General features: G+C 64.4%; 17 protein-coding genes. 3 read left to right on the top strand and 14 right to left on the bottom strand.

The window, feature by feature from the left end:
* Positions 1–57 precede the first annotated feature (57 nt).
* The 5 genes from HMPREF0298_RS07295 to exaC form a co-directional block, all read right to left on the bottom strand.
* Positions 58–444 carry a heat shock protein transcriptional repressor HspR gene (locus tag HMPREF0298_RS07295; RefSeq protein ID WP_006840501.1) on the bottom strand — a complete coding sequence of 129 codons (387 nt, stop codon included), beginning with the start codon at positions 442–444 and terminating at the stop codon, positions 58–60.
* A 24-nt stretch (positions 445–468) separates the two neighbouring features.
* Positions 469–1662 carry a molecular chaperone DnaJ gene (gene dnaJ, locus HMPREF0298_RS07290; protein ID WP_006840500.1) on the bottom strand — a complete coding sequence of 398 codons (1194 nt, stop codon included), beginning with the start codon at positions 1660–1662 and terminating at the stop codon, positions 469–471.
* 145 nt (positions 1663–1807) lie between these two features.
* Positions 1808–2476, bottom strand: coding sequence for a nucleotide exchange factor GrpE (gene grpE / locus HMPREF0298_RS07285; protein WP_006840499.1), 669 nt, complete (start codon positions 2474–2476; stop codon positions 1808–1810).
* Positions 2477–2488: 12 nt separating this feature from the next.
* Complete coding sequence (gene dnaK, locus HMPREF0298_RS07280) at positions 2489–4342, bottom strand: molecular chaperone DnaK (protein WP_006840498.1); 1854 nt, start codon at positions 4340–4342, stop codon at positions 2489–2491.
* A gap of 196 nt (positions 4343–4538) precedes the next feature.
* On the bottom strand, positions 4539–6059 hold the full coding sequence (gene exaC, locus HMPREF0298_RS07275) for an acetaldehyde dehydrogenase ExaC (RefSeq protein WP_006840497.1): 1521 nt from the start codon (positions 6057–6059) through the stop codon (positions 4539–4541).
* A gap of 253 nt (positions 6060–6312) precedes the next feature.
* On the opposite strand from exaC, the gene HMPREF0298_RS07270 reads away from it, so the two are divergent.
* The gene (locus tag HMPREF0298_RS07270) at positions 6313–7674 is read left to right on the top strand and encodes an AI-2E family transporter (protein WP_157464429.1); all 1362 of its coding nucleotides are present in this window, start codon (positions 6313–6315) and stop codon (positions 7672–7674) included.
* Positions 7675–7778: 104 nt separating this feature from the next.
* Positions 7779–8303: a type 1 glutamine amidotransferase domain-containing protein gene (locus HMPREF0298_RS07265; RefSeq protein WP_006840495.1), complete on the top strand. Its 525-nt coding sequence runs from the start codon at positions 7779–7781 to the stop codon at positions 8301–8303.
* 87 nt (positions 8304–8390) lie between these two features.
* On the opposite strand, the gene HMPREF0298_RS07260 is transcribed toward HMPREF0298_RS07265, so the two are convergent.
* The 9 genes from HMPREF0298_RS07260 to HMPREF0298_RS07220 form a co-directional block, all read right to left on the bottom strand.
* Positions 8391–9200 (bottom strand): alpha/beta hydrolase family protein, encoded by an 810-nt coding sequence (locus tag HMPREF0298_RS07260; RefSeq protein ID WP_006840494.1) that lies wholly within the window; start codon positions 9198–9200, stop codon positions 8391–8393.
* 18 nt (positions 9201–9218) lie between these two features.
* Positions 9219–9446: a hypothetical protein gene (locus tag HMPREF0298_RS07255; RefSeq protein ID WP_006840493.1), complete on the bottom strand. Its 228-nt coding sequence runs from the start codon at positions 9444–9446 to the stop codon at positions 9219–9221.
* A 198-nt stretch (positions 9447–9644) separates the two neighbouring features.
* Positions 9645–10595 (bottom strand): sulfite exporter TauE/SafE family protein, encoded by a 951-nt coding sequence (locus tag HMPREF0298_RS07250; protein ID WP_006840492.1) that lies wholly within the window; start codon positions 10593–10595, stop codon positions 9645–9647.
* Positions 10592–11320, bottom strand: a complete 729-nt coding sequence (locus HMPREF0298_RS07245) for a sirohydrochlorin chelatase (protein ID WP_006840491.1) — start codon at positions 11318–11320, stop codon at positions 10592–10594. The genes HMPREF0298_RS07250 and HMPREF0298_RS07245 overlap by 4 nt, the downstream gene beginning before the upstream one ends.
* A 5-nt stretch (positions 11321–11325) precedes the next feature.
* A complete protein-coding gene (locus HMPREF0298_RS07240) occupies positions 11326–12594 on the bottom strand; it encodes a sulfate adenylyltransferase subunit 1 (RefSeq protein ID WP_006840490.1) in 1269 nt (422 codons plus the stop codon).
* Positions 12594–13517: a sulfate adenylyltransferase subunit CysD gene (cysD, locus tag HMPREF0298_RS07235; RefSeq protein ID WP_006840489.1), complete on the bottom strand. Its 924-nt coding sequence runs from the start codon at positions 13515–13517 to the stop codon at positions 12594–12596. The genes HMPREF0298_RS07240 and cysD overlap by 1 nt, the downstream gene beginning before the upstream one ends.
* A gap of 21 nt (positions 13518–13538) precedes the next feature.
* Positions 13539–14318 carry a phosphoadenylyl-sulfate reductase gene (locus HMPREF0298_RS07230; protein ID WP_006840488.1) on the bottom strand — a complete coding sequence of 260 codons (780 nt, stop codon included), beginning with the start codon at positions 14316–14318 and terminating at the stop codon, positions 13539–13541.
* On the bottom strand, positions 14311–14607 hold the full coding sequence (locus HMPREF0298_RS07225; RefSeq protein ID WP_006840487.1) for a hypothetical protein: 297 nt from the start codon (positions 14605–14607) through the stop codon (positions 14311–14313). The genes HMPREF0298_RS07230 and HMPREF0298_RS07225 overlap by 8 nt, the downstream gene beginning before the upstream one ends.
* Positions 14604–16280 (bottom strand): nitrite/sulfite reductase, encoded by a 1677-nt coding sequence (locus HMPREF0298_RS07220; RefSeq protein ID WP_006840486.1) that lies wholly within the window; start codon positions 16278–16280, stop codon positions 14604–14606. The genes HMPREF0298_RS07225 and HMPREF0298_RS07220 overlap by 4 nt, the downstream gene beginning before the upstream one ends.
* Before the next feature lie 284 nt (positions 16281–16564).
* Here HMPREF0298_RS07220 and HMPREF0298_RS07215 point away from each other — a divergent pair, with 284 nt between their 5' ends.
* Positions 16565–17929: an FAD-dependent oxidoreductase gene (locus tag HMPREF0298_RS07215; RefSeq protein ID WP_006840485.1), complete on the top strand. Its 1365-nt coding sequence runs from the start codon at positions 16565–16567 to the stop codon at positions 17927–17929.
* Positions 17930–17932: the final 3 nt, after the last annotated feature.

Below are 17932 nucleotides of genomic sequence, written 5' to 3'. Positions count from 1 at the left end.
TAAACACTAGCAACGAAAAACTGCACCGGGAACCTCCCGGTGCAGTTTTTTCATGCCTTAGCGTCCGCGGCGACGCATGTTCGGATCCCACGCCACGATTGCGGTTGAGCGGGGCACGTGAACGAGTTCCCCGCCGCGTCGGAAAGCGGACTCGGCGCGGCGGCGAAGCTCGTCGTTTTCCTCCTGCAGCTGTTCGATCTGGCTGGTGAGCTCAATGATCGTCTTGATGCCCGCGAGGTTGACGCCCTCTTCCTGGGACAGGTACTGGATGCGACGCAGCAGGCTGATGTCTCGGCGCGAGTAGCGACGCCCCCCGCCGCTCGTGCGCATCGGAGTCACCAACCCCATCCGGTCATAAGTGCGCAGCGTCTGGGCGTGCATCCCAGTCAGCTCCGCGGCGACGGAAATGACGAAGTACTCCTGGTCATCGCTGTGGTAAGCCACCGTAGATTGGCACCCCCCTTCCTCTTACTTCAACCCGGCCCACCCGGCGCGCGGGTCGAAGCCGGAATCCTTTTCGGCCTGCGCGTAGGCGCGCAGAGCCGAGGTCGCGGCAGCGTCTAGATGGGACGGGACTGCCACTTCCACGGCCACCAGCAAGTCACCCGCGGCACCCGATTTCTTGGGCACGCCGCGGCCCTTGACACGCAGCGTCCGGCCGTTCGGGGTGTTGGCCGGCACCTTGACCTTAACCGGGTTGTCCAACGTCGGTACGGTGACGGTTCCGCCGAGTGCGAGCTCGCTGAAACTCACCGGCACTGTGACCTCAAGGTCGTCGCCGGTGCGCGTGAACACCGCATCCGGGCGCACGTTGACGGAGACGAAGAGGTCGCCCGCCGGCGTGCCGTTCGGACCCGCTTCACCCTGGCCGGCAAGGCGCACCTTCTGCCCGTCGATCACCCCCGGCGGGATGCGCACCGTAATAGACCTGCTGCGCCGCACGGTTCCTGTCCCCGAGCATGTAGTGCACGGATCCTCGATGATCTCGCCCGTGCCACCGCACTGCGGGCAGGGCCGCGCCATGCCGAATGCTCCGCTGTTCTCGCGGAGGTAACCGGTGCCCGAGCATTGCGAACACGTCGTTGTCGTGCCCGACTTCGAACCGGAGCCGTGGCAGGTGGTGCAGGGCGCGTCGCCGGTGAGCTCCACCGGGATGGTGGTGCCCTTCGCCGCCTCGCGGAAGTCGAGGGTTATTTCCGTTTCGACGTCGGCCCCCCGCGTCGGCCTAGCATTCCTGCCAGCAGCGCCGCCGCGGTTAAAGAAGCCACCGAAGATATCACCAAGGCCGCTGTCTCCAGCTTGTCCACGAGATGCGGCTGATCCGAAGATGTCGCCGAGGTCGAAGTCTTGCGTCGACGTGGAGCGAAACCCGCCCGGGAAGCCCGAGCCTCCTGCCCCTCCGAAGCGGCCGAAGCCGCCGGAGTTCACCATAGATTTCAACTCGTCGTACTCTTTGCGCTTCGCCTCGTCGCCGATGACGTCGTACGCCTCGGCTACGCGCTTGAATTTTTCCTCCGCTGACTTGTTACCGGGGTTGCTGTCAGGGTGGTTCTCGCGCGCGAGCTTGCGGTACGCCTTTTTAATGTCAGCGGCGCTCGCCGTCGATGAGACGCCGAGGTCGCCGTAGTAGTCCTTGTTCACCCAGTCCTGCTGCATCGCCATGTCACAGCCTCCTTTCACGTGATCAGTTTGTGTGTGTTGGGGCTAAGTAGTTTTCGTTGAATCTAATCGTGATTAAGGCCGGGGATGAGGCCCCGCGTTGGCGTGTCCTCAGTCCCCGGCCATCTCAACCCTTTAAGTGGAGGGGTTAAGCTCCAGTGCCGCCAGCTGGGTCGGCCGGGTCGGTGATGATGACCATGGCGTTGCGCACGAGCCGGTCGCCGACGCGGTATCCCCTGCGCAGCACGGTCCCGAGAACCTTCGTGTCGCCCTCGGAGAGGTCCTGTACCGCCTCGTGGATTTCCGGGTCGAAGTCCTCGCCCTCCTCGCCGAAGGCGACGACCTTGTGGCTGCCGAGCGCGGAGCGGAACTTGTCCGCGAACACTTTCAGCGGACCTTCATTGAGGTCGCCGTGCTGCTCGGCGAGGTCGAGGTCGTCGAGAAGCGGCAGCATGTCGGAGAGCACGCGCGCTTTCGCCTGCTCGGCGATCTGGCCACGCTCGCGCTCGGTGCGGCGCCGGTAGTTCGCGTACTCGGCGCTCACCCGCTGCAAGTCTTCGGTGCGCTCCGCGAGCTTGAGCTCGGTTTCCGAGATCACTCCGTCACCGTCGGCATCCGGGTTGACCTCGCTCGCCAGAGCGTCCTCGATCTCGGCGTCGGTGATGTCCCCGAGGGGGTCCTCGTCCGCATCGAGCGCCGCGGACTCAGCCGCCTCGTCCGCCAGGGTCTCAGCCTGGTCGGGGGAGACGTACTGCTCGTCCGTGTTCTCTGGAGCGCCGGGGTCATCCGGCATCTGAGAGTTGGTCGGGTTCGTCATCAGTTACGTCCTTTACTTATTGTCGGAGTCGCCGGTGGTGCCGGTCTCCTCGGCGTCGTCCTCGACGACCTCTGCATCGACGACGTTGTCGTCGGCCGGGACGTCAGCCTGGGTGGCGCCGGAGTTGGCCTCGGCCTCGTAGAGAGCCTTGCCCAGTTCCTGGGACTCGGTGGTGAGCTTCTCCACCGCGGACTTGATTGCCTCGAGGTCGTCGCCCTTGAGGGCCTCGTCAACCTCGTCGGCTGCGGCGCTCACACGCGTCTTGAGGTCCTCCGGCAGCTTGTCGGTGTTTTCATCCATGAACTTGCGGGTCTGGTACGCCATGGTCTCCGCGTTGTTGCGGGTCTCCTGCTCCTCGCGGCGCTTGCGGTCCTCGTCAGCGTGAGCCTCGGCGTCCTTGATCATGCGGTCGATGTCCTCCTGGGACAGCTTGGAACCGTCCTGGATGGTGATGGTGTTTTCCTTGCCGGTTCCCTTGTCCTTCGCGGAGACAGAGACGATGCCGTTGGCGTCGATATCGAAGGTGACCTCGATCTGCGGCACGCCGCGCGGTGCGGGCGCGATCCCGCCGAGCTCGAACGAGCCGAGCAGCGTGTTCGCGGAGGCGATTTCACGCTCGCCCTGGAAGACCTGGATCTGCACCGACGGCTGGTTGTCCTCAGCGGTGGTGAAGGTCTCCGAGCGCTTCGTCGGGATCGTGGTGTTGCGCTCGATGAGCTTGGTCATCACGCCGCCCTTGGTCTCGATGCCGAGCGAGAGCGGGGTGACGTCGAGAAGCAGCACGTCCTTGACGTCGCCGCGCAGGACGCCGGCCTGCAGGGCAGCGCCGACAGCGACGACCTCGTCCGGGTTAACACCCTTGTTGGCGTCCTTGCCGGAGAGCTCCTTAACCAGGTCAGCGACGGCGGGCATACGGGTCGAGCCGCCGACGAGGACCACCTGGTCAATGTCGCCGACGGACATGCCGGCGTCCTTGATCACCTGGTGGAACGGGGCCTTCGTCCGATCGAGCAGGTCAGAGGTGATCTTCTGGAACTCGGTGCGCGTCAGCGTCTCGTCGAGGAACAACGGGTTCTTCTCAGCGTCAACGGTGATGTACGGCAGGTTGATGGAGGACTGCTGCTGGGAGGACAGCTCGATCTTTGCCTTCTCGGCGGCCTCACGCAGGCGCTGCAGGGCCATCTTGTCCTTGGTCAGATCAATGCCATTTTGGGCCTTGAACTTATCGACGAGCCAGTCAACGATGCGCTGGTCCCAGTCATCGCCGCCGAGCTCGTTGTCACCGGCGGTGGCGAGCACCTCGACCACACCGTCGCCGATTTCGAGCAGGGACACGTCGAAGGTGCCGCCGCCGAGGTCGAAGACGAGGATGGTCTGTTCCTTGTCGGCCTTTTCCAGGCCGTATGCCAGCGCTGCGGCGGTGGGCTCGTTGACGATACGCAGGACGTTGAGGCCCGCGATCTGGCCGGCTTCCTTCGTGGCCTGGCGCTGGGCGTCCTCGAAGTACGCCGGGACGGTAATGACGGCGTCGGTCACCTCATCGCCGAGGTAGGCCTCCGCGTCGCGCTTGAGCTTCATCAGCGTGCGGGCGGAAATCTCCTGCGGGGTGTACTTCTTGTCGTCGATGTCAACCGTCCAGTCCTCGCCCATGTGGCGCTTGACGGAGCGGATGGTGCGATCGACGTTGGTCACAGCCTGGTTCTTGGCCGACTGACCGACGAGGACCTCGCCGTTTTTCGCGAATGCGACAACCGACGGGGTGGTGCGGGAACCCTCGGAGTTGGCGATGACGACGGGGTCGCCGCCCTCAAGTACCGCGACGACGGAGTTGGTGGTACCGAGGTCGATGCCTACTGCACGTGACATGTAAGTCTCCTTGTTAGATAGAGTTTGTTCCTAAGTTGAATGCGCTTGACTCAACTTCTGACCCCAGTATACATACCAGACTCAGAACCTTGAGTTGATCACGCTCAACCTATCTAACAGGGCGCCGACAAGATTTGTTCCCGCAGCCCGAAAAAATCTTTGTTGCCGCCGCGCAGCGGTCCGAACGGCCCGGCGTTTAGAACAGTCCCGTCGGCTGGTCCGCGTAGCTAACAAGCAGGTTTTTCGTCTGCTGGTAGTGGTTCAGCATCATCAGGTGGTTCTCCCGGCCGATACCAGACTGCTTGTACCCGCCGAATGCCGCGTGCGCCGGGTAGGAGTGGTACTGGTTCACCCACACGCGACCGGCCTGGATGGCCCGACCCGCGCGGTAGGCGGTGGTGCCGTTGCGCGACCACACGCCGGCGCCGAGGCCGTAGATCGTGTCGTTGGCGATGGAGATCGCTTCGTCGAAATCCTTGAACGTGGCCACGGACAGCACAGGGCCGAAGATCTCCTCCTGGAAAATCCTCATGTCGTTGGTGCCCTTGAACACGGTCGGTTCGATGTAGAAGCCGCCGTCGAGGCCGTCGATGCGGTTGATGTTGCCCCCGGTGAGCGTCTCCGCACCCTCCTCCGGACCGAGCTTGAGGTAGCTGGTGATCTTGCCCATCTGCTCCTGCGACGCCTGAGCGCCCATTTGCACGTCCGTATCCAGGGGGTTGCCGGTCTTGATCTGCTTGACCCGCTCTACCCCGAGGGCGAGAAACTCGTCGGCGATGGATTCGTGCACCAGCGCCCGTGACGGGCAGGTGCACACCTCCCCCTGGTTGAGGGCGAACATGGCGAAACCTTCGACCGCTTTGGCCCGAAACGCGTCATCGGCATCCATGACGTCGGCGAAGAAGATCGACGGGGATTTGCCACCGAGCTCGAGCGTGACCGGAATGATCTTGTCCGCGGCCACTTTGTTGATGATCTTGCCCACTTCGGTGGAGCCCGTGAACGCGATTTTGGCAATCCGGTCGGAACCGGACAAGGCGGCGCCGGCCTCGTCACCATAGCCGTTGACGATATTGACCACGCCGGCCGGGATGAGGTCTCCGATGAGGTCCATCAGGTACAGGATCGACGCCGGGGTTTGCTCCGCCGGCTTCATCACCACGGCGTTGCCGGCGGCGAGTGCCGGCGCGAGCTTCCACACCGCCATCAGCAGCGGAAAGTTCCACGGGATGATTTGGCCCACCACGCCCAGAGGCTCATTGAAGTGGTACGCGACCATGTCGTCGTCAATTTGCGACAACCTGCCCTCCTGGGCGCGGATCGCGCCCGCGAAGTAGCGAAAGTGGTCGATGGCCAGGGGGATATCCGCCGCCAACGTCTCTCGGACGGCCTTTCCGTTCTCCCACGTTTCCGCGACGGCGAGCTCTTCGAGGTGCTCCTCCATCCGGTCGGCGATCCTGTTCAACAGCCGCGCCCGCTCCGCCGGGGTCGTCGCGCCGAAGGCGGGGGCAGCGGCGTGCGCGGCATCCAGCGCCTTGTCGACGTCGGCGGCCGTGCCTCGTGCAACCTGGCAGAACACCTCCCCGGTGACCGGGGTGATGTTGTCGAAGTACTGCCCCATTGCGGGCGCGGCCCACTCACCGTTGATGTAGTTGTCGTAGCGCTTTTTGAAGCTGACCTTTGAACCCTGGGTACCCGGGTTGGGATAGACAGTCACTCCCGCCTCCTTTTTCTAGCAAAACTATGGACTGTGACCGAGGTTACACTAGCGGGTGTGGCGTGCGCAATCGGCTGATTCACCGGGGCTTGTTTGGAGCCACCTTGTGGCAGGATTACTTACCGTGGATACCAATCGGGTGAACAACAGACCCCAACAGGGCTCATCGGGCGACAAGAGTCGTGACCCGCAGGCAGTTAAGAACGATCGCGATTTCGTCGGCGCGCTAGACACGCCGGCCGACGAGCCGGAAATGTACCCCACCCCGGCCGACGCCGCCCAGGAACTTTCCGGCCAGGAGATTGACCGCGGCGACGTCATCGCAGCTGACGGCCGAGCGGCGGCAGCGTGGGCACTGCGCTTCATCATTATCGTCGCAGCCACGGCGCTTCTGTTCTACCTGCTGCGTTACGTCTGGTTCGGGTTACTGCCCATCCTGCTGGGGCTCATCATCAGTACAGTGCTGTGGCCCCCGGTACGTGCACTGCGCCGTGTCGGCCTGCCGTCAGCGTTGGCCGTCCTCGTCGTCCTCGTCCTCTCCTTCGCCATCATCGGCGGCATCATCGCCGCGATGGCGCCGATTGTGCGCGATCAAGGCGGCGCCCTCATCGTCCAAGCCCAAGCAGGATTCAACGAACTTCTCCGCCTGACTGAGGAGAACCTCAGATTTATCGAGGCGGAGCGGGTCCAGGAAGGCGTTGCTCAGTTCACCGAGTTCATGCGCGGCCAGGCCTCCAACATCGCATCAGGCGTGTTCAGTGGTCTCGGCGCAGTCGCCAGCGTGGGCACCACATTGGTGCTGACACTGATTCTGACATTCTTCTTCCTCAAAGACGGCGACCAGTTCCTGCCGTTCGTGCGAAAGTACTCTGGTGTGCGCGCCGGCTGGCACCTCACCGAGGTCTTGATGCGCTCCTGGAACACCCTGTCCGGATTTATCCGCACCCAGGCGATCGTTTCCGCCGTCGACGCCGTGTTTATCGGGGTCGGCCTCATCCTGCTGGGCGTCCCGCTGTGGCCGGTGCTCGTGGTGGTCACTTTCTTCGCGGGCTTCATCCCCATCATCGGCGCGTTTACCGCCGGTGCTCTCTCAGTAGTTGTCGCCCTAGTGTCCAACGGTTTCACCAACGCGATTTTGGTTCTGCTGCTCGTCATTGCAGTTCAGCAGATTGAGGGCAACGTGCTGCAGCCGATCCTGCAATCGCGCGCCATGGGACTACACGCTGCCGTCGTTCTGCTCTCCGTCGCTCTTGGTGGCACACTGTTCGGAATCATCGGCGCCTTCCTCGCCGTGCCGGTCGCAGCGGTGGCCGCTGTGTTCCTCGGCTACTGGGCGGAAATGGTCTCGCTGCGCGCGGGCCACATCTCAGCCGACGACATCAAAATAGCTACGCAACAAAGCCAGACGCTGGACTCTAAGGAGGCCTTCCTCGCCGTGCGCGAGCGCATGCGCTCCCTCGCCCGCCCCGGCTTGGGCAAAAGCGACAAGAGTGCGACCAAAGCCGGTTCGACCCGCATTCCATCCGATAAGAAGGCACCGTCCAAGAAATACGACCGCCAAGTCCCGGGCAGGTCGCGCGCTACAGAGCCCGTAGACAAGGACGCGGAGGCGTAACTCGTCTATGCACCGATGAAACCCGGTGGCGAGCATCCCGCAATGCGCGACACCGGGTTTTCGCCTACCATGGGAAGAAGAAACCAGAAGAAAGGATTTATGTAGTGGCTGATCTTAATGGCAAGCGTATCGCAATCATCGCAACGAACCGATTCGAGGACTCCGAGCTGACCTCCCCGAAAGAGGCTGTCGAGGCCGCGGGTGCAACGACCCACGTCATCTCCACCGAGTCAGGTGAGATCGAGGGCAAGAACGGCACGAAGGTTACCGTCGACGTCACCAGCGCAGATGCAAAGGCCGACGATTACGACGCACTTATTCTCCCGGGCGGCACCAGCAACGCCGATACCATCCGCACCGACGCGGATGCGGTCGAGCTGGTGAAGAAGCTGCGCGAGGCGGGCAAGCCCGTCGGCGTGATTTGTCACGGCGGCTGGATCCTTACCGACGCCGACGTGATCAAGGATGTCACTCTGACCTCCTTTAAGTCCTTGCAGACGGACCTGCGCAACGCCGGCGCGACCTGGGTGGACGAAGAGGTCGTCGTCGATTCCGGCTTCGTGTCCTCCCGAACCCCGAAGGACCTCCCAGCGTTCAACAACGCCATTGTCAAGGAGTTCTCGCGCTAGAGCTGACGCGCTTCGGCGGGTCTCTTACTCGCCAACAAAGGCCAACCCCGCGGGGTTGGCCTTTTCTGCGCGCTAGAGCTGACGCGCTTAGTCGATGGCGCTTTGTGCACTTCCCGCAACCGCTGCAGCGATCCCCTGACCCGCCGAGCTGAAGCGCTCACTTGACCCATCGGCGAGCTCGTCCGGGCGCAGCGGGTTTGCCACATCAGGTTGGGCGTAGCTCGGCAGCGGGGGCTGCGATGCGTAGCGTGGCTCACCGAGCGCGGCGAGATACTCCCCGATCGCCGGCAACAACTCGGTCAGCTTGCTCGGCTCAATCCCGGGTGCGAAGTACTGGCTGTATTCAGTCGCTTGAGCGGCGCGCGTCCGATCTGCCGGCCCCTCGTGCTCCAAGGCGTCGAGGATCAACTGGTAGGCGGCGTTACTGCTCAAGATCCCGATGTGCCCCACCAGGTGAGTCGGGCAGACATCCTGCACGGCGATGTTCGCCGCCGAGGATATCGAGCTCACCTGCGTAGCTGGCTGAATGCCTTCATCGGTCAGGCTGTAGACGCTGGTGACGTCCACCGAATCGGGAAGCGGCTGTGCGTGAAGCGCCTGGACGAAATCAGAGTTCGGGTACATTTGCCACGCGATGACGGGGCAGTTGCCCACCGCCCCGCAGACAGGCTCGATGAGGGCCGTGCCGCGGTTTGCCCCGGCCACGGAAATAAAGTCGTCGACAAGCGAGGCGGCCTCGGCGTCGTAGCGCAACGCCCACATGATGGCGGGCGGGCCGGCGCTGTGCCCGATAGCGGCGACCTTGTCGCCCGAACGCTCGTGCGCCGCCTTGATGCCATTGGCCACGTACAACGCGCTCTGCGTGAGGTCGCCGCGGCCGCCGTGCGGGGGCTGCACCCAGCAGACGTCGTAACCCTATGAACGCAACTGCGGGATGTAATTCCACGCGAAAGCGGCGTGGACGGACTCCCCCACACCGGGCACGAGGACCACCGTCTTCTTCGCGGCCGGGTCGGCCGTGGGTTGCGCACACCCGAACGCGGCGTCGAGCTCAGCTTGCGGCGGAACGTAGTCGCCCATCGCGCGGGCATCAAGCCCGTTCACCGTCAGCGGCGCCACCAGGGCCGAGCTGCCGTTGGCCACTTCCTAGGCGTGCGCCGTACAACCCATGGTTGCCGCCAGTAGCGCCGTGGCTGCGGCTACTGCCGCGACGCGCCGCGAAAATACTCTCAATGATCTCTCCCGTCATCCGTGCATATTCGCTTATACATCGGGGTGCGTTATGCAACCGTTACTCTACCCGGGAGAGATGAGTGGCCTTGAAAATCAGGGTCGGCTTCCCTAGCGCGACTTCGCGTGGTCTTCCACGCTCTCGGGGGCGTGCGGGGCAGCCTCGATCCGCTCGCGGTCCGAGGCTGCCTTGGAGTGCTGGCGCGCCTTGACCACACCGCGCCACGACAGCACCAGGCCGATGCCCAAAATCAGCAGACGGGGGATCCACAGGTGACTGTCCAAGCCGATCGCCGTAAGAACGATCGGCAGGTTCAGCATCACGATGAGCGTGCCCACGATTCCGCCCAGCAGAATCGGGTTGAGGCGGGTGACCAACCATGCGGCCAGAGGCGCGGCGATGACGCCGCCGATCAACAGCGCAGCCACGGCGGCCAGGTTAGCCACGAGGTCGTCCCACATACCGAGCACAAAACCCAACGTGGCAGCCAAGGTGACAAAGAATTCGGCGGTATTGACGGTGCCGATGATCCGGCGCGGCTCGGAGCGACCCGCGGACAGCAACGTCGAGGTGGTCACCGGGCCCCATCCGCCGCCACCGGTGGCGTCGACGAAGCCGCCGAAGAGGCCCAGGACCCCGAGGAAGCCGCGGGAGTGCGGTTTGACGCCGAGCTTGCGCCTGGTCAGGCCGCGGGAGAAGCGCAGCATCAGGTTCGCGCCTATCAGCGCGAGTATCAGGGACATGATCGGCTTCGCCGCTTCCGTCGAGAGGTTCGACAGCACCGTCGCGCCGGCGAAAGCGCCGACCGCGCCCGGGATGCCGATGGAGGCGACGACCTTCCAGTCGACGTTGCCGAAGCGCCAGTGAGAGATGCCGGAGACGAACGTCGTTCCCAGCTCAGCGGTGTGGACTACCGCAGACGCCTGTGCCGGACCGAGGCCGGCGAGCATCACCAACATGGTGGTGGATGTCACGCCGAAGCCCATGCCGAGGCCACCGTCGACAAGCTGGCCCGCGAGGCCGGCGAGCGCGATGAGAATCAGCGTCGTGAGGTTGTTCATGTGGGATCCGAGCTTTCGCTTAGGGCCTCGCGGTAACGCGAAGCGACAATGTCCGACAGATCTGTGGTCAGTGGTGCCGAGTGGGTCAGGATCGCGCCTGTTGCGTCCTGGATGCGCCCCAGGTCGCGCGTTGCGCGGTTGAGCAGGAGTCCGTCGGTGACGAACAACGGAAGCAGGTGCATTCGTTCCCGATCCCGCGCGGCGGCTTCAATGCCCGGGTTGCCGATGAGGTCACCAGCACCGGTTGCCGGGACGACGGTGACCTCGCGGTCGAGTTTCTCGGCCAGCGCGGCTCCGAGGGCCGTGGTGCGCGCCGCCGCCTCGAGGTTGGACGTACCCACGGGGTAGAGGATCACCGGAACCGATGGCGGCGAATCGCGCCACACCCGCCGGGCGAGCACATTGACAATGTCGGCGCCCTGGCCGAGGCCGTTCGCCAACGTGAGCTGCACGCCGGTCGCGGCGCGGGCTTCGCGCAGCGCGGCCGGAACGTCGACGGTGGCGTGGAAGGCGCGGGTGAACAACAGCGGCACGACTACGGCGCTTGTGTAGCCCGCATCCGCCGCGACCTCGGCGGCACCTGCGAGGTCGGGGGTGTTGAACTCGAGGTGCGCGTCGACGGCCTCGACACCGAGCGTGATCGCCGCTGCCGCGGTGAGGCGTTCGACACCGCGCTGGGCGACGTCGTGCCTCGAGCCGTGTGACAGGGTGATCAGTGCCTGCATCGCGCTTACCTCAGCCGCGTTCCCACAAGACCCGCGGCAAGTGTGCTGCCAGAGGCTTGGTCGATGAGCAGGAAGTTGCCCACGGCACCGCGCGCGGCGTAATCCTCCACCGGCAGCTCCTGCGCGGTGTGGATGGTGACGTGGGCGATGTCGTTGAGACCGAAGGCGTCCGGGTAGTCGACATCGCCATCGGCCGAATCAATGTCGATCAGCTTATCAACGCTCACCACACGCGCCCTCACAAGCGAGGTGCCCAGCCGCAGTTTCACAGCCTGGCCCGCGGAGATGTTCTTCTCCGTCAGGCCAACGACGGTTGCCACGAACTCGCGCACATGCTCGGGCGGGTTTGCCCCGGCAATCAGCTCGCCGCGCACCAGGTCGATTTCGTCGGCCAGGCGCAGGGCCACGGAGTCGCCGGCCTGGGCCGTTTCCTGCTCCCCGTCAGCGGTGTCGATGTGGGTGACGGTGGTGCTGCGCCCGCCGGCGTGGACGGTGTCGCCGACAGTCACGCTGCCGGCGTTGACCCGCCCGGCGTACGCGCGGTAGTCAGTGGCGTGCTCGCGCAGCACGTACTGGATGTTGAAACGGAAGTCGAGCTCGAGCGCGCGGCCGGAGGTGACGGGGATGGATTCAAGGAGCTCCAGCACCGTCGGGCCGGTGTAGAAGTCCATGTGCGCGGAGCGCTCGACCACGTTGTCGCCCTTGAGCGCCGAGATGGGAACCACGTGTGGGTCCTCGATGCCGAGCTCGGCGGCCTTGGCCTCGAACTCAGCCTTGATGGTGTTGTAGATCTCCTCGGAGTAGTCGACCAGGTCGATCTTGTTCACGCCGAGGATCACGGTTCTCACGCCGAGCAGGGCGGCGACGTTGAGGTGGCGCACGGTTTGTTCGACCACGCCGTTTCGGGCGTCGACAAGCAAGACCACGACCTGGGAGGTGGACATGCCCGTGACCGTGTTGCGCGTGTACTGCACGTGGCCCGGTGTATCGGCGAGGATGAAGGTGCGCTTGTCGGTGGCGAAGTAGCGGTAGGCGACGTCGATGGTGATGCCTTGCTCGCGCTCGGCACGCAGACCGTCGACAAGCAGGGAGAGGTCGAGGCCGTCGAAGCCGCGGTCGGCGGAGGTGCGCTCCACCGACGCGAGCTGGTCAGCGAGCACGCTCTTGGTGTCGTGCAGCAGACGCCCGACGAAGGTGGACTTGCCGTCGTCGACGGAACCGGCGGTGCACAGGCGCAGCGTCTGGCGCTGGGCGAGAAGTTCAGTGGCGCTCATCAGAAGTACCCCTCTTTCTTGCGGTCTTCCATGGAGGACTCGCTCAGTCGGTCGTCGGCACGCGTGGCTCCGCGCTCCGTCAAGGTGGAGTTGGCGATCTCCGCGAGCACGGCGCTAATCGACGTCGCGTCCGACTCAACCGCGCCGGTGCACGACATGTCGCCCACCGTGCGGTAGCGCACGCGGCGTACCTCGAGCTTCTCGCCCTCGCGCGGTCCGCCCCACTCGCCCGCCGTCAACCACATTCCATCGCGATTGAACACCTCGCGCTCGTGCGCGAAGTAAATCTCCGGCAGCTGGATCCCGCGCGCGCCGATGTATTCCCACACATCGGCCTCGGTCCAGTTGGAGATGGGGAACACGCGCACGTTTTCACCCGGGAGCTTTTCGCCGTTGTAGAGATCCCACAGCTCGGGGCGCTGGCGGCGCGGATCCCAGCCACCGAAGGTGTCGCGGATTGAAAAGACCCGCTCCTTCGCGCGCGCCCGCTCCTCGTCGCGGCGCGCCCCGCCAAGAACGGCGTCGTAGCCGACCTCGGCGATGGTCTCCACCAGTGGGACGGTCTGCAGGGGGTTGCGGGTGCCGTCCGGGCGCTCCACGAGGTCCCCGCGGTCGATCCAGTCCTGGACTTTGGCGACACGCAGGCGCACCCCGTACTCGGCGACGATGGAGTCGCGGAACTCGATGACCTCCGGGAAGTTGTGGCCCGTGTCAACGTGGAGCAGCTCAATCGGCATCGCCGCGGGCGCGAACGCGCGGCGCGCCAGCTCAAGCACCACGCAGGAGTCCTTGCCACCGGAGAACAGCAGCCCGATCTTGTCAAACTGCCCCGCCACCTCGCGCAGGATGTGGATGGACTCGTCTTCCAAGTCCTTGAGGTGGGGCGAGATGCCGCCCGCGTGTGCAGAAGTATTCGTGTTCATAGCAACAGTCATCTATAGCCTTTATTCGTGGAGTCCGCATTCGGTCTTGGCGCTAAACGCCCAGCGACCCGCGCGCGGGTCGTCGCCCTCGGCCACAGGAAGCGTGCAGGTGGCGCAACCGATGGAGGGATACCCCTGCCTGGTCAGCGGGTGAATGATTAAGTTGTTGCGTTCCTCGAACGCGTCGGTGTCATCCAACGACCATGTCACCAGCGGGGAAATTTTCAGCCGCCCGGTGGCGTCCAGGGACAGCGCCGGCGCGTTCGCGCGCGTTGGGCCATCGGCGCGGCGCAAGCCCGTGATCCAGCCCACGTAGGGGCTCATGTGCACCGCCAGGGGCTCGACCTTGCGCATGCGGCAACAAGCCTGCGGGTGGGAGCGGTAGAGGTTCGGCCCGTAGGTTTCGTCTTGCTGTTCGCGCGAGAGCACAGCCGTGGCGCGCACCAGCTCGTGGTTGGGGTAGCGCTGCTCGACCTCCTCGGCGACCTCGAGGGTTTCCGGGAAGTGGTACTCGGTGTCGAGGAAAAGGAAGTCAGCATCCGGCAGGTGTCTCTCCGCGAGCTCCGCCAGCACGGTGTTTTCCATGGATAAGGTCACCACGAGCGGGCCCGGGGCGTGCTCGTGCGCCCAGTCGAGGATGACGTCGGCGGGGGCGTCGTAAAGCTCGCGCGCGTGCTTATCGACGAGCTCCTCGTTGCGCTTTCTCACCTCGGGCGCAAGCGGTGTCGTCTCGCGCGGGCCATCGGGGCTGACCTCGGGGTCTGCGAAGTTGCCGGAAGATCCTGAGAGCAGGTTAATCATTGCTAATCCCTTTCAAACGTTTCTCTCCAGTGTTACCTACTTCGCGCAAGACCGCAGCGTGACCGTGCTTGCGCAACGACGCCTGGAAGGCCTCCTCGGTGGACGGCGCGGGAGCGGGGGCGGTGTGCGGGTCGTCCTGGCCGAAAAACTTCACCTCGAAGATGCGCAGGCATTCCCCGCACTTCCAGGCGAAATCGGTCTCCTCGTTGGGGTAGAGGTCCTCCCCCGCGCAGTAGGGGCAGTGCGTGGGGAAATTCCGGTTCGGATTCGGGGCCCGGCGCACACTCACCTCAGGTCCTCCTCATCGGCGCGCAGTAGCCAGTCGCGGAAGATCTCGCCGTCGTGGCGTTGGTCCACGTAATTTTGCACGACGCGGCTGACGTAATCGGTCAGCTCACTGGAGAGCACCTTGTGCCCGCGCAGTTTGCGGCCGAAGTTCGCGCCCTCGCCGATGGTGCCGCCGAGGTGCACCTGGAAGCCCTCGACCTTCTCGCCCTCGGAGTTGACCACCATCTGGCCTTTGAGCCCGATGTCGGAGATGTGGTGGCGGGCGCACGCGTTCGGGCAGCCGTTGAGCGAGATGGACACGGGCGAGTCGAGGTCGCCGAAGCGTTCCTCGAGCTCGTCGGCAAGCTCGATGGCGCGGGACTTGGTGGTGACGTGCGCGAGCTTGCAGTACTCCAGGCCCGTGCACGAGAGCAGGCCGCGGCGGAACTCGCTCGGTTGCGAATACAAGCCCATCTGCTCTAGGTCGCCGCGCAGCTTGTCGACGTCCTGTTCACGCACGTCCAAAAAGAGCATCTCCTTGAACGGCGTAAACCTCAGGCGGGTTAGCCCGTAGGATTCCGCCAGCTCAGCGGCGGCGATGAGCTGCTCGCCGGACATGTGGCCGAGCGTCGGCTTGACCCCGATGTAGAAGTTGCCGTCCTTTTGCTCGTGGACCCCGATGTGGTCGCGGTCCACGAGGTTGTTCGGCGCCTTCGGGCCGTCGGGAAGCTGGTAGCCGAGGTAGTCGCGCTCGAGGATCTCGCGGAACTTCTCGACACCCCACTCGGCGACGAGGAACTTCAGCCGCGCGCGGTTACGCAAGCGGCGGTAGCCGTAATCGCGGAAAATGCGCACCACGTTCGCCCATACCTCGGGCACCTGCTCGAGGGTGACAAACGCGCCAAGCGACTGAGCGAGCATCGGGTTGGTGGACAGGCCGCCACCGACGTAGCACTCGAAGCCAGGGCCGAGCTCGGGGTGCTCGACGCCGATGAAGGCGAGGTCGTTGACCTCGTGGACGACGTCCTGGCGGGCGTTACCGGAGATTGCCGACTTGAACTTGCGCGGCAGGTTCTGGAACTCCTCGTCGGTGACAATCTGCTGGATCTTCTCGATCGCCTCGGTGGCGTCGACGATCTCGTCCTTCGCAATGCCGGCGACCGGGGAGCCCAGCACGACGCGCGGCACGTCGCCGCAGGCGTCCCAGGTGTTCAGGCCGACCGATTCGAGCTTCTCCCAGATCGCTGGGACGTCCTCGATGGCCACCCAGTGCAACTGGATGTTCTGGCGGTCGGTCAGGTCCACTGTGGAGCGGGCCCAGTCCCGCGAGATCTCGCCGACGGCGCGGGCCTGCTCTGTGGAGCACCGGCCGCCGTCGAAGCGGATGCGCATCATGAAGTACTCGTCCTGGAGCACCGAGTTGTCCTGGCCGGTGAACTCGCCGCCGAGGTTCTGCTTGCGCTGGGTGTACATGCCCAGCCACTTGAAGCGCGGCGCGAGGTCCTCCGGCGGGATGGAGGCGAAGCCCTGCTTCGAGTAGGTGTCGATGACGCGCTGCTTGACCTGCATCACGGGCTCGAGCTGCTTGAGTTCCTCGTCGTGGTTCAGGGGCGCGGTGCCGTCGATGAGCCACTGCCCTTCGGGCTTTCTGGCCCGGGCCTTGACTGCGCGCGTTTTCGCGGTGGGGGCTGTCATAACACTCCTTAAATATAGACCGGATGGTCTATTAGATAGCCAGATTTCGGCGCTGCAACGGCAGTCTGCCGGACTACTTTGTCTATGGCAACAGCAGAGGGGGGTTAACCGGGTTTGAACAGGGATTTTTGAGATGAATTTAAAAGATTACCCTGGCCCGTTGAATCAATTTATACGTTGAAACTTGACATGCTGGGGATCGTAGGTAAATTTTCAGACCAAGCGGTCTATGGTTTACCATGGATGAATATAAAACATTGAAAACCCGAAAGGACCCACCCTCTATGAGTCTGCGCGTCGCCGTCATCGGCGCCGGCCCCGCCGGCATCTACGCCTCCGACCTGCTGATCCGCAACGAAGAGCTCGACATCTCTGTCGACCTGTTCGAGCAGATGCCTGCGCCGTTCGGGTTGATCCGCTACGGCGTTGCGCCTGACCACCCGCGTATCAAGGGCATCGTCACCTCCCTGCACAACGTGCTGGACAAGCCCCACCTGCGGCTGCTCGGCAACATCGAGGTGGGCAAGGACGTCACCATCGAGGAGCTGCGCGATTACTACGACGCGATTGTGATCTCCACGGGTGCGGTTCGCGACCGCGACTTGCTGATCCCGGGTGGAGACAAGTCCATCGGCGCTGGCGAGTTCGTCGGCTTCTACGACGGCAACCCCCGCTTCGAGCGTGACTGGGACCTCTCCGCGCGCGAGGTCGCCGTCATCGGCGTCGGCAACGTCGCCCTCGACGTCTCCCGCATCCTGGCCAAGACCGGCGACGAACTTTTGGTCACCGAAATCCCGGACAACGTCTACAACTCACTGAAAGACAACAAGGCCGAGGTTGTCCACATGTTCGGCCGCCGCGGCCCCGCCCAGGCGAAGTTCACCCCGAAGGAGCTGCGCGAACTCGACCTCTCCGACACCATCCAGGTGCTCGTCGACCCGGAGGACATCGACTACGACCAGCTCTCCGAAGAGCTGCGCCGCGCCGACAAGTCCATCGACCTCAACTGCCAGGTGCTCGAGCAGTACGCGATGCGCGAGCCGGATGACGCGCCGCACAAGATACACATCCACTTCTTCGAAGAGCCCGTCGAGGTGCTCACCGAGGGCGACGCCATCGTCGGCGTGCGCACTGAGCGTCAGGAACTCGACGGCGAAGGTGGCATCCGCGGCACCGGCAAGTTCACCGACTGGCCCGTTCAGGCCGTCTACCACGCGATCGGCTACCGCTCCGAGCCCGTCATCGGCGTGCCCTTCGACCACGACCGCAACGTTATCCCCAACGACGGCGGCCACGTCCTTAACGAGGAGGGCATCGAGAACTCCCTCTACGTCACCGGCTGGATCAAGCGCGGCCCCGTCGGCCTGATCGGCAACACCAAGTCCGACGCCAAGGAAACCACGGGCATGCTCTTCGAGGACGCCGCCGCCGGCAAGCTGCACGCCCCGAAGTACCCCGACCCCGACGCTATCATCGCCCTGCTGCAAGAGCGCGGCATTGCCTACACCACCTGGGACGGCTGGTACCGCCTCGACGCCGAGGAGCGACGCCTCGGCGAGACCAGCGATCTTTTGCCGCGCGAGCGCCGCAAGATCGTCGAGTGGGAAGAGATGGTCGCCCACGCCCGCGCCGTGCCGCAGGTGCCCTGACCT

It is taken from the genome of Corynebacterium lipophiloflavum DSM 44291, from assembly GCF_000159635.1.
GTDB lineage: Bacteria > Actinomycetota > Actinomycetes > Mycobacteriales > Mycobacteriaceae > Corynebacterium > Corynebacterium lipophiloflavum.
The sequence above is the reverse complement of the archived record's forward strand: the minus strand, read 5'-3'. Positions and strand labels throughout refer to the sequence as shown.